Source organism: Pseudonocardia sp., assembly GCF_035305885.1.
Taxonomy (GTDB): domain Bacteria; phylum Actinomycetota; class Actinomycetes; order Mycobacteriales; family Pseudonocardiaceae; genus Pseudonocardia.
Genome location: NZ_DATGOP010000145.1, coordinates 72,823 through 83,662 on the forward strand (window position 1 = coordinate 72,823; position 10,840 = coordinate 83,662).

12 protein-coding genes and 1 tRNA gene are annotated in these 10,840 nt (G+C 74.1%); 7 read left to right on the forward strand and 6 right to left on the reverse strand.

All coding sequences use genetic code 11. The features are described 5' to 3' along the window. Positions 1–124 precede the first annotated feature (124 nt). Positions 125–784 (forward strand): transglycosylase SLT domain-containing protein, encoded by a 660-nt coding sequence (locus VKZ81_RS32705; RefSeq protein ID WP_324245616.1) that lies wholly within the window; start codon positions 125–127, stop codon positions 782–784. Between the two features lie 100 nt (positions 785–884). Then, positions 885–2,783 carry an acyltransferase family protein gene (locus VKZ81_RS32710; RefSeq protein ID WP_414709537.1) on the forward strand — a complete coding sequence of 633 codons (1,899 nt, stop codon included), beginning with the start codon at positions 885–887 and terminating at the stop codon, positions 2,781–2,783. Here VKZ81_RS32710 and VKZ81_RS32715 read toward each other — a convergent pair. Next, complete coding sequence (locus VKZ81_RS32715; RefSeq protein WP_349255547.1) at positions 2,756–3,001, reverse strand: RNA-binding S4 domain-containing protein; 246 nt, start codon at positions 2,999–3,001, stop codon at positions 2,756–2,758. The two genes, VKZ81_RS32710 and VKZ81_RS32715, sit on opposite strands and share 28 nt — an antisense overlap. Before the next feature lie 61 nt (positions 3,002–3,062). Between VKZ81_RS32715 and VKZ81_RS32720 the strand changes: the two genes are divergently transcribed. After that, positions 3,063–3,803, forward strand: coding sequence for an SAM-dependent methyltransferase (locus VKZ81_RS32720; protein WP_324245618.1), 741 nt, complete (start codon positions 3,063–3,065; stop codon positions 3,801–3,803). On the opposite strand, the gene VKZ81_RS32725 is transcribed toward VKZ81_RS32720, so the two are convergent. Together VKZ81_RS32725 and VKZ81_RS32730 are read right to left on the reverse strand one after the other, a co-directional pair. Next, on the reverse strand, positions 3,767–4,672 hold the full coding sequence (locus tag VKZ81_RS32725; protein ID WP_324245619.1) for a putative RNA methyltransferase: 906 nt from the start codon (positions 4,670–4,672) through the stop codon (positions 3,767–3,769). The genes VKZ81_RS32720 and VKZ81_RS32725 overlap by 37 nt on opposite strands. Positions 4,673–4,726: 54 nt before the next feature. Further along, positions 4,727–5,857, reverse strand: a complete 1,131-nt coding sequence (locus VKZ81_RS32730) for a glycosyltransferase family 4 protein (protein ID WP_324245620.1) — start codon at positions 5,855–5,857, stop codon at positions 4,727–4,729. 130 nt (positions 5,858–5,987) lie between these two features. Between VKZ81_RS32730 and VKZ81_RS32735 the strand changes: the two genes are divergently transcribed. Next, positions 5,988–6,446, forward strand: coding sequence for a Fur family transcriptional regulator (locus VKZ81_RS32735; RefSeq protein ID WP_324245621.1), 459 nt, complete (start codon positions 5,988–5,990; stop codon positions 6,444–6,446). After that, complete coding sequence (gene katG / locus VKZ81_RS32740; protein WP_324245622.1) at positions 6,439–8,685, forward strand: catalase/peroxidase HPI; 2,247 nt, start codon at positions 6,439–6,441, stop codon at positions 8,683–8,685. The genes VKZ81_RS32735 and katG overlap by 8 nt, the downstream gene beginning before the upstream one ends. A gap of 60 nt (positions 8,686–8,745) precedes the next feature. Here katG and VKZ81_RS32745 read toward each other — a convergent pair whose 3' ends face one another. Together VKZ81_RS32745 and VKZ81_RS32750 are read right to left on the reverse strand one after the other, a co-directional pair. Further along, positions 8,746–9,111 (reverse strand): SpoIIAA family protein, encoded by a 366-nt coding sequence (locus VKZ81_RS32745; RefSeq protein WP_324245623.1) that lies wholly within the window; start codon positions 9,109–9,111, stop codon positions 8,746–8,748. 4 nt (positions 9,112–9,115) lie between these two features. Next, complete coding sequence (locus VKZ81_RS32750) at positions 9,116–9,475, reverse strand: hypothetical protein (protein ID WP_324245624.1); 360 nt, start codon at positions 9,473–9,475, stop codon at positions 9,116–9,118. A gap of 373 nt (positions 9,476–9,848) precedes the next feature. On the opposite strand from VKZ81_RS32750, the gene VKZ81_RS32755 reads away from it, so the two are divergent. Beyond that, positions 9,849–10,199 carry a hypothetical protein gene (locus tag VKZ81_RS32755; RefSeq protein WP_324245625.1) on the forward strand — a complete coding sequence of 117 codons (351 nt, stop codon included), beginning with the start codon at positions 9,849–9,851 and terminating at the stop codon, positions 10,197–10,199. Positions 10,200–10,245: 46 nt separating this feature from the next. Then, the gene (locus tag VKZ81_RS32760) at positions 10,246–10,398 is read left to right on the forward strand and encodes a hypothetical protein (protein WP_324245626.1); all 153 of its coding nucleotides are present in this window, start codon (positions 10,246–10,248) and stop codon (positions 10,396–10,398) included. A 274-nt stretch (positions 10,399–10,672) separates the two neighbouring features. Here the strand turns inward: VKZ81_RS32760 and VKZ81_RS32765 are convergent. Next, positions 10,673–10,749, reverse strand: a tRNA-Met gene (locus VKZ81_RS32765). Positions 10,750–10,840: the final 91 nt, after the last annotated feature.

Sequence of the window (10,840 nt, forward strand, 5' to 3'; positions counted from 1 at the left end):
TTACGTGGCAGGACACCGCTCCCCCCGTGGTGCTCGTGCGCCCCGAATCGCCAGAGAACCCGGCACCGGACGCCACCGCGCAGCCCACCGGCCCGCTCCTGCGGGGCCGTCGCTGGGCACCACCGTGGTCGCCACCACGGCGGCGGTCGGGGCGGTCGCCACCGGCGCGTTCACCGCGATCGTCCCCGCGCTCGAGGACGGCACGGCCACCTCCGCGTCCGCCGACGGCCCCTTCGACGCGGCGCTCGCCTCCAACAGCACGGCGCTCGAGGCGGCCGCCCCGGCCGTCTCGATGGTCCCGGTGGAGCTCGCCGCGGAGGCCGAGTCGGTCGAGGACCACGTGGCCCGGGTGGTGCAGGCCGCCGAGCTGGCCCGCATCCACGCCGAGCAGGCCCGTGAGCAGGCCGAACGGGAGCGGATCGCGGCCCTCATCGCGCGCGGCGGGCTCGACGGCTGGATCGCCGAGGCCCTGCAGATCCTGGAACTGCCGCAGAAGCTCGCCCCCGCCGTCAAGAACATCGTGATGAAGGAGTCGGGCGGCAACCCGCGCGCGGTCAACAACTGGGACGCCAACGCCCGCCGAGGAACTCCCTCGCAGGGGTTGATGCAGACCATCCCCTCGACGTACAAGCGTTACGTGCACCCCGACCTCAAGGACCGCCCGATCACCGATCCGGTCGCGAACATCACCGCGGGCATCCGGTACATGATCGACACGTACGGGATGAAGACGCTCGAAGCGGGCGGCCGCACCAACAGCGCGGGGAAGTACGTCGGTTACTGAGCACCTGCCGGGCACCGGGCGGCCCGGCGTCTCCGCTCCACCCGCGAGGTTCCGCCCGGAGCTGGAGGGCCTGCGCGCCCTCGCGGTCGTCCTCGTCGTGGTGCACCACGTCTCGGACGGGCGGGTGTCCGGTGGGGTCGACGTCTTCTTCCTGATCTCGGGGTTCCTGCTCACCGGGCAGCTGGCCCGCGCGGTGGAGCGCGGCTCGCTCGACCTGCGCGCCCGCTGGAGCCGGATGGCCCGCAGGCTGGTGCCGTCGGCCACGGTCGTGCTGCTCGCCACGGTCGCCGCGGGGGCGCTGCTGCTGCCCGAGGCCCGGTGGACCCAGACGGTGCGCGAGATCGCGGCCAGCGCGCTGTTCCTGGAGAACTGGCAGCTCGCCGCGGACGCCGTGGACTACGCGGCCCGCAACAACACCACCAGCGTGGTACAGCACTTCTGGTCGCTGTCGATCCAGGTGCAGTTCTTCGTGGCGTTCCCGCTCGCCGTCGCGGTCCTCGCGCTCATGGCCCGCGGCGCCCCGCACCGCGCGCACGCCTACCTCACGGCGACCCTGCTCGGCGTCTTCGCCGCGTCGTTCTCCTACTCGATCGCGCTCACGGTCACCGACCAGCCCCTGGCCTACTTCCACTCGCTCACGCGCCTGTGGGAGTTCGCGCTCGGCGGGCTGCTCGCGCTGTGGGTCGACCGCGTCCCGTGGACGCGCGGCGAGCGCATCGCGTTCGGCTGGGTCGGGGTCCTCGGCCTGGTCGCCTGCGGCTTCGTGCTGGACGGGGCCTCGACCTTCCCCGGCTACGCGGCGCTGTGGCCGACGCTGGCCGGCGCGCTGGTGCTCGCCGGCGGCGTCACCCGCTCCCGGTTCGGCGCCCACCGGCTGCTCCTGCTGCGCCCCGTGCAGTACGTCGGGGCGATCAGCTACCCGCTCTACCTCTGGCACTGGCCGGTGCTGATCCTCTACATGGTCGCCCGCGACCGGGACCAGATCGGGCCGCTGGGCGCGCTCGGCATCATCGCGCTGTCGTTCGCGCTCGCGGCGGTCACCGCCAAGTACGTCGAGGTCCCGGTGCGCCGCGCGCCCTTCAGCAACGGCGACGCGTACCGGTACGCGGCCGCCGCGATCGCGGCCGTGCTGCTCGCCTGCGCCGCGTGGCAGTTCGTCGCCACCCAGCGCGAGATCCCCGCCGACCAGCTCGGCAGTGCGCAGTACCCCGGCGCGGCGGCGCTCGTGCACGGCGAGCCCGAGCCCGCCCCGCCGCTGCCGGCCGCGGTGTCGGTCTACGAGGACTGGGTCTTCGTGCAGGACTGGGACTGCACGCCGCTGGAGGAGGTCGCCTCCGACATCTGCGCCGAGCCGGTGGCCGAGCCGCCCGACAAGCGGATCATGGTGGTCGGCGACTCGCACCTGGAGCAGTTCATGGCCGCGCTCAGCCCCATAGCGCGGCAGCACAACTGGCAGCTCATCGCGGCCCTACGCGGGGCGTGCCCGTTCTCGACGGTGTCCGAGGTGGACCCGGAGGACGCCGAGTGCACGGCCTGGAACGCCGCGGTCGCCGCCGAGATCGCCGAGCAGCGCCCCGACGCCGTCGTCACGCTCGCGTCGCGGGACGTGCGCAGCGGCCTGACCGAGCAGACGCCGCCCGGCTTCGTCGAGCAGTGGCGCCACCTCGCCGACCTCGACATCCCGGTGCTGGCGTTCCGCGACAACCCGCGGTTCGCCTACGACGTGCCCGACTGCGTCCGCCAGGAGGGCCGGGAGGGCGACCCGTGCGGGGTGGACCGGGCGGAGGTCTACGCCGACGAGCCGCCCTACGCGCTGCTGGACGTGCCGCCGAACGTGACCTTCATCGACCTCGCCGACCAGATCTGCGACGAGGAGCGCTGCCCCGCCGTGATCGGCAACGTGCTGGTCTACCTCGACGACAACCACCTCACGGCCTCGTACGCCACGACCATCGCGCCGCTGATCGAGGATCAGGTGCTCGCGGCGTTGGACGGCTGAGCGACCCGGGCCCGCAGGTCGCCGACGGCGACGACGTCCCCCGGCCGCAGCTGCGCACCCCTGCGGGCCTCCGGGCGGCCGTTGACCTGCACCTGCCCGGCGTCGAGGAGCTCGCGCGCGTGCCCGCCGTCCTCGGCGAGCCCGGCCAGCTTCAGGAACTGGCCGAGCCGGATCGGGTGCTGCGCGACCGGGACGTCCTGGATCGGGGGGCGGCTCACGTTCCCCATCCTCCCGTTAACCGTTTGCCGCTCACCGATCGCCTCCGACACCGTCTCGCCCGTGCTCTCCGTCCTCGAACTGCACGAGATCGCCGAGGCCGACCACCGGATCCTCAACCCGTTCACCGACGCCCACCTGATGGAGCTCGCCGCGGTCGCGCGCGTCGGGCCCGGCACCCGCGTGCTCGACCTCGCGTGCGGGAAGGGCGAGCTGCTGTGCCGCTGGGCGCAGGAGCTCGGCTCGACCGGGGTCGGGGTGGACCTCAGCCCCGTCTTCACCGCCGCCGCCCGGGCGCGGGCCGCCGAGCTCGGCGTGGCCGACCGGGTCGCCTTCGTGCAGGGCGACGCGGCCGCCTACCGCCCGGAACCGGGCGGCTTCGACATCGCCGCCTGCATCGGGGCCACCTGGATCGGCGGTGGCGTCGGCGGCACCATCGAGCTGCTGCGCGCCGCGGTCCGGCCCACCGGGCTCGTGCTGGTCGGCGAGCCGTTCTGGCGGGAGCCGCCGACCGCGCAGGCCCGCGCCGCCTTCGGCGAGCCGGACCCGTTCACCGACCTGCCCGGCCTGCTGGACCGGTTCGAGGACGCGGGTGCCGACCTCGTCGAGATGGTGCTCACCGACGAGCACGGCTGGGACCGCTACGTCGCCGCGCAGTGGTGGGCGCTGCGGCGCTGGCTCGACGAGCACCCGGGCGACCCGGCCGCCGAGCAGGTGCGCGCGTTCCGGGACGAGTCCCGCCGCGCCCACCTGGCTCACCAGCGCCGTTACCTCGGGTGGGGGGTCTTCGTGCTCCGGCCCTGACCGTCGGCGCACCGCGAGCGGTGCACCGAGACCTCGACGGCCACGGTCACCTCGACCGGGTCGGGCAGGCGGGCGATCGCCCGGGCGAGCTCGTCGTCGGTGAGGTGGCGGGCGCTCGGCCCCATGGCCATGACGGCGTGGACGTCGTCGTGGCCCAGCGCGACGCGCAGGTCGACCCGGCGCAGCGCGACGCGGTCGAAGCGGCGGAACGAGGCGGCGAGCCGCTCCGGCTTGCGCGGGTCGATCCCGATGCCGCCGACGAGCCTGCCGAGCTCGGCGAGGTGGCCGGGCAGCGGCGCGGCCACGACGACGATCCCGCCCGGGCACAGGATGCGTTCGATCTCCGCGACGCCGCGCGGCCCGAACACGCTGAGCACCACGCCCGCCGCCCCGCTGCGCACCGGCAGCGGCGCCCACACGTCGGCCCCGATCGCGGCGGCCCGCGGATGGGCCCGCGCGGCGCGGCGCAGCGCGGCCGTCGAGGCGTCGAGGCACAGCCCGTGGCGGTCCGGGCAGGCATCGAGGACGATCGACAGGTGGTGGCCGGTGCCGCCGGCGAGGTCGACGACGATCCCGTCGCCCGCCGGGGCGTGCCCGGCCGCCAGCTCGGCGAGCGCGGCGCTCACCGGCCGGTAGTGCCCGGCACCGAGGAAGCGTTCCCGGGCGGCGACCATGCGGGCGTCGTCGCCCCGGTGGCGGCGACGCCCGCCGATCAGGTTCGCGTAGCCCTGGCGGGCGATGTCGAACGCGTGCCCGGTACCGCACAGCAGCCGGCGCTCGTCCCGCCGCAGCGGTCCGCCGCAGATCGGGCACTGCAGCCGCTCCGCCACCAGCTCGAGGGGGTCGGCCGCACCGGTCGGCGCGCGCACCGCGGTTCAGGTGAGGCGGGGTCGCGTGTTCAGGCCGTCACCCATGCCGTCACGCTACCCGGTGGTCCCGCTCGGGGACGGGGCGCGCTCGCCGTCCAGCCCGGCCAGGTTCCACAGCGCCGCGATGTAGGCGTTCCAGGCGGGTTCGGAGTCGGGCGGGCGCACCCCGGCGCGCAGCGCCGCGAGCCGTCCCGGCTCGTAGAGCGACCGGAGCGCCCGCGCCAGGTCGACCACGTCGCCGGGGGCGCAGAGCAGGCCGTCGACGCCGTCCCGGACGGTCTCGGGGAAGTTCCCCACGCGCGTGGCCACCACCGGCAGCCCGTGGTGGTGGGCCAGCGCGACGAGCTGCGACGCGGTCGCGGTGCGGTACGGGAGCACGAGCGCGTCGAAGCCGGCGAACAGCTGCGGGATCCGCTCCGCGGGCAGGTAGTCGGGGGTCACGTGCACCCGGTCGGCGAGCCCCAGCTCGGCGACGAGCGCGTCCAGCTCGGCGCGGTCGGTGTAGAACTCGCCGACGATCGCGAGCTCGACGCCGGGCAGCAGGGTGAGCGCCCTGAGCAGGACGTCGACCCCCTTGTACGGGCGGACCTTGCCGAAGAACAGCAGGCGCCGCCGCGGCGGGGCGTCGGCCGCCGCCGGGCAGCGGGGCGTCGCCGGCAGGTGCGGCGGGAGCGCGGCGACCGCGGCCGGCCGGTCGGTGAGCCGCCGCAGCGCCTCCCGCTCGGCCCCGGTGTGCACCAGCACCGCGTCCGCGGAGCGCATGAGCCACGACATGAGCAGCCGGTCGCCCGGCAGCCGCTCGTGGGGCACGGCGTTGGCGCAGATCACGACGACCCGCGCGGTCCGGCGGGCGGCGCGGGCGATCGCGGCCAGCGCCGGGGCCTGGAACGGCACGTAGTAGACGAGCACGACGACGTCCGACTCCGCCGCGGCCACCCGCCCCGTGCGCGCCCAGGTGAGCGGGTTGCGCCAGGACAGCGGCTCGCGCAGCGTCGGGTACACCTCGGCCTCCGGCGTGGCGAGCGGGTGCAGCTGCGCCGGCAGGAGCCGGGCCGGGCCCTGGTGGGTCCAGGTCCGCACGCGCACCGCGTGACCGCGCGCGGCGAGGCGGTGCGCCAGCTCGTTGGTGAGCAGCGGGATGCCGCCCCGCCACGGGAAGGCCGGCCCGATCAGCGTGACGCGCACTGGCTGTGACAGGGGATCGCGGGGCTCCTCGACATCGGACGACACGCCGGGCCCCAGGATAGCTGCTGGTCAGAAAGCACCGTGCAGCCTTTTCTTGACTCGTTCCAGAAAGCGGGCCACACTCGTCCGCGTGCCGACGACCGCCGAGTTCGAGCACATGCTGCGGGGGGCCTCGCTGCGTGTGACCCGCCCCCGCGTGGCGGTGCTGTCCGCGGTGCACCACCACCCCCACGCCGACACGAGCGCGATCATCTCAGCCGTCCGCGAGGACCTCGGCGAGGTGTCCCACCAGGCGGTCTACGACATCCTGCGCGCGCTCACCGTGGCGGGGCTGGTGCGCTGCATCGAGCCGCCCGGCTCGGTGGCTCGCTACGAGGCGCGGGTCGGTGACAACCACCACCACATCGTCTGCCGGGCGTGCGGCGCGATCGCCGACGTCGACTGCGCGGTCGGGTCCGCACCCTGCCTGACCCCTTCGGACGACCACGGTTTCGTGATCGACGAGGCCGAGGTCGTCTACCGGGGCCTGTGCCCCTCCTGCTCCACCACCACCGCAACCACCGACACCCGGAAGGATTCCCGTGTCTGACAGCCAGGATGCTGTGATCAGCGAGGTCAACGAGGAGAGCGCGGGCGGCTGCCCCGTCTCGGCCGGCCGCCGCAACCACCCCACGGAGGGTGCGAGCAACCGCGACTGGTGGCCCAACCAGCTCAACCTCAAGATCCTGCGCAAGCACGCCCCGGCGTCCAACCCGATGGACCCGGACTTCGACTACGCCGCGGAGTTCCTGTCGCTGGACCTGGACGCTCTCGCGCGTGACGTCGACGAGGTGCTCACGACCCCGCAGGACTGGTGGCCGGCCGACTTCGGCCACTACGGCCCGCTCATCATCCGCATGGCGTGGCACAGCGCCGGCACCTACCGGATCGACGACGGCCGTGGTGGGGCCGGCGCGGGCATGCAGCGGTTCGCGCCGCTGAACAGCTGGCCGGACAACGCCAACCTCGACAAGGCCCGCCGCCTGCTGTGGCCGGTGAAGAAGAAGTACGGCCGCAAGATCTCGTGGGCCGACCTGATGATCTTCGCGGGCAACCGCGCCCTCGAGATCATGGGCTTCAAGACCTTCGGCTTCGCCGGCGGTCGCAAAGACGTCTGGGAGCCGGACGAGGACGTCTACTGGGGCCCGGAGCGCACCTGGCTGGGCGACGAGCGCTACACCGGTGACCGCGAGCTGGAGACCCCGCTCGCCGCGGTCCAGATGGGCCTGATCTACGTCAACCCGGAGGGCCCGAACGGCAACCCCGACCCGCTCGCCGCCGCCCGCGACATCCGCGAGACCTTCCGCCGGATGGCGATGAACGACGAGGAGACCGTCGCCCTCATCGCCGGTGGCCACACGTTCGGCAAGACCCACGGCGCGGCCAACCCCGACGAGTACGTCGGGCCGGAGCCCGAGGGCGCCCCGATCGAGGAGCAGGGCCTCGGCTGGAAGAACAGCTTCGGCAAGGGCAAGGGCCGCGACACCATCACCAGCGGCCTCGAGGTCACCTGGACCCCGACCCCGACCAAGTGGAGCAACTGGTACTTCCACAACCTGTTCCAGTACGAGTGGGAGCTCACCAAGAGCCCGGCGGGGGCGCACCAGTGGCGGCCGAAGAACGGCGCCGCCGCGAACACCGTGCCGGACCCGGAGACCGGTGAGCTCAACCGCGCGCCCGGCATGCTGACCACCGACCTGGCGCTGCGGTTCGACCCGATCTACGAGCCGATCGCGCGCCGGTTCTACGAGAACCCCGACGAGTTCGCCGACGCGTTCGCCCGCGCGTGGTTCAAGCTGACCCACCGCGACATGGGCCCGAAGCAGCGCTACCTCGGCCCGCTGGTGCCGCAGGAGACGCTGATCTGGCAGGACCCGGTGCCGGAGGTCGACCACGAGCTGATCGACGCCGAGGACATCTCCGCCCTCAAGCAGCGGATCCTCTCCTCCGGGCTGTCGATCTCGCAGCTGGTGTCGGTCGCGTGGGCGTCGGCGTCCACGTTCCGCTCCAGCGACAAGCGAGGCGGCGCGAACGGGGCCCGCATCCGGCTGCAGCCGCAGCGCGGCTGGGAGGTCAACGAGCCGGAGACCCTGAACCACGTCCTGAACACCCTCGAGGGCATCCAGGAGTCGTTCAACAGCTCCCAGACCGGGGGCAAGAAGGTCTCGCTCGCCGACCTGATCGTCCTCGGGGGCTGCGCCGCCGTGGAGCAGGCCGCGCGCAACGCGGGCCACGAGATCCAGGTGCCGTTCACCCCGGGCCGCACGGACGCCACCCAGGACCAGACCGACGTGGAGTCCTTCGCCCCGCTCGAGCCGAAGGCCGACGGGTTCCGCAACTACCGCGGCAAGGGCAACCGGCTGCCCTCGGAGTACCTGCTGATCGACAGGGCGAACCTGCTGGGCCTCACCGCCCCGGAGATGACCGTCCTGGTCGGCGGGCTGCGGGTGCTGGGCGCGAACTACCAGCAGTCGCCGATGGGCGTGTTCACCTCGCGCCCGGAGACCCTGACGAACGACTTCTTCGTGAACCTGCTCGAGATGGGCACCACGTGGAAGCCGACGTCGGAGGACCAGGAGACCTTCGAGGGCCGCGACGACGCCACGGGCGAGGTCAAGTGGACCGCGAGCCGCGTCGACCTGGTGTTCGGGTCGAACTCCGAGCTGCGGGCGCTCGCGGAGGTCTACGCGAGCGACGACGCCCAGGAGAAGTTCGTGCGCGACTTCGTGGCGGCGTGGGACAAGGTCATGATGGCCGACCGCTACGACGTCAAGCACGTCCACGCCTGATCCCGGCGTAGCGACGACGGCCCCCAGGACGCGGTCCTGGGGGCCGTTTCGCGTCTCGGCCTACCCGCGCACCCAGGTCCAGGCCTCGTGCAGCCGGTCGCGGTCGAACGTCCGGAGCCGACCGGCGATGACCAGGCCCGCCGCCCTGGCGCACCACCGTTCCCACGCGGGCGCACCGACGATCGCCACCTTGTCGAAGTCCCGGCGGTGGCGCAGGTCCAGGCACGTGTTGGCCCAGGCGGCGCGCAGGTCCCAGCCGCGGAACGCCTCGTCCACGAGGACGAGCACGCGCAGACGCCCGCCGGCCGCGAGCGCCGCCTCCAGCCTTGGGACGAGGACCTCGCGGTAGTCGTCCCGCGTGAGGACGCCGCTCGCGCGGAACGCGACAACGGCGTCGCCGCCGTCGCGCAGCGGTTCGAGCGGCACCGGGTCAGGCGCTCGAACCGGCCGCGCGGCGGGCGAGGCCGTCGAGCACGTCCACGCGCGCGGGCGGCACCCGCACGTCCAGCACCAGGCGATCCCCCGCCGAGGTGAGCTGGAAGTCGAAGAAGGAGCAGCACGACGACTCGCGGGAGATCAGGTCGCGCACCGCGGCCTCCGTCCCCTCCCCCGCGGCGAGGTCGACCCGCAGCCACGTCGGCGCCTGCCGGCGCACCCCGCGCAGCGCCGTGGCGAACAGCGCATCGAACTCGGCCTCGCGCAGCGGCCGCTCCGCGGTCGGCAGGCTGCAGGCGTCCACCGGCGCCCACGCCGCCCCGCTCCGCGCGGGCCCGTCCACCCCGCCGGCCATCGCACCCACCTCCGAGAACGCCGATCAGGTCCGCCACCGACGCTAAGCCCGTACCGCGGTACCGGATGCAAGGCGCGATCTCCGCCCGTCCTCGGCGGGCACCGACGGTGGAGTCGTGGGAGGGGACGGCGTGACGAGAACCCGGGCGCTCCGCGACGCGGCCGCGCCCGGCACCGGGCTGGTCGTCCGGTCGTGGACGGTCGGCTCGCCGGACCGGCAGCGGGCCGCGGTCGCGGCGGCCGGCGCGGCGTGGGAGGAGGCGCGACGGGCTGCTGTCGACGACCACGCTGGTGAGGGACGGACGGCACGAGCGTCGTGCACGTGTCCCGGTGGCGCGACGAACGCACGCCTTCGCCGGTACCGGGAAGCGGGCGTGGGCGGCCGCGGTGGAGACGCCGCGGTCCCGGGGATCGAGCGGGCGGGCGTCGTGCCGTACCGGGTGCTGGGTCAGGCGCCGGGCAGCCGGAGCGGGACCCGCCCGGACGGTCCGGGCTGTGTCGTCCTCGTGGACATCGCGACCGAGAACCGCGACCGTACGACCGGGTGGGTCACGTCGATGCTCGAGCTGCCGCCCGTGGGCACCGAGCAGACCGGCCTCACCGCCGCGACCTCCCACGTCAGCCTCGACGGCACCCGGGTGCTCAAGCTGGCCGGGTGGTCGACGAGCAGAGCCACGTCGTCGCCGCGGCGCGGAGGAAGGGGCCGGACGTGGAGCGGCTCGTGATGGCCGCACCGGGCGTGCGGGTGCTCGGCCACCGCCGGTTCACGTGGTGGGAGACCGCGGCCTGCGGGCGGTGGCGTCGCCGGTCGTGCCGCCGCACCCGCGCTGGCGCCCGTTCGAGGTGCCCGCCGACGAGGGGATCGCGCGGGCCCGCGTGCGATCGCCGGCGCCGGTGGAAGTGGCCGCCCCGGACCCGGGGTGACCGGCGGCGTTCGCCCGTGATCGACGTGCCGCTGTGGTGCCCGACTCGGGCGACGAACCGGCGTACCTGCCCGCGCTCGAGCGGTCGCTCGCGCAGCGGGGCTTCACCGACGTCATGCGCTACAACAACGCCGAGCCCTGGTCTGCGACATCGACGAGCGGATCTTCACGCCGACCCGGAGGCGGTGCACGACCCGCAGCCACGGGCCCGGCGACGGCGTCCGCACCGACCGATGCGAAGGGCCCCCGGGAATCATCCCGGGGGCCCTTCGACGTGGTAGCGGGGGCAGGATTCGAACCTGCGACCTCTGGGTTATGAGCCCAGCGAGCTACCGAGCTGCTCCACCCCGCGTCGTTGTTGTTGTGCCTCTACTGTACACCCGCCCGTAACGCCCCTGCAGCGGGGGTCCCCGTCCCCGGGCTGTGACGATGATCGCCCCCGT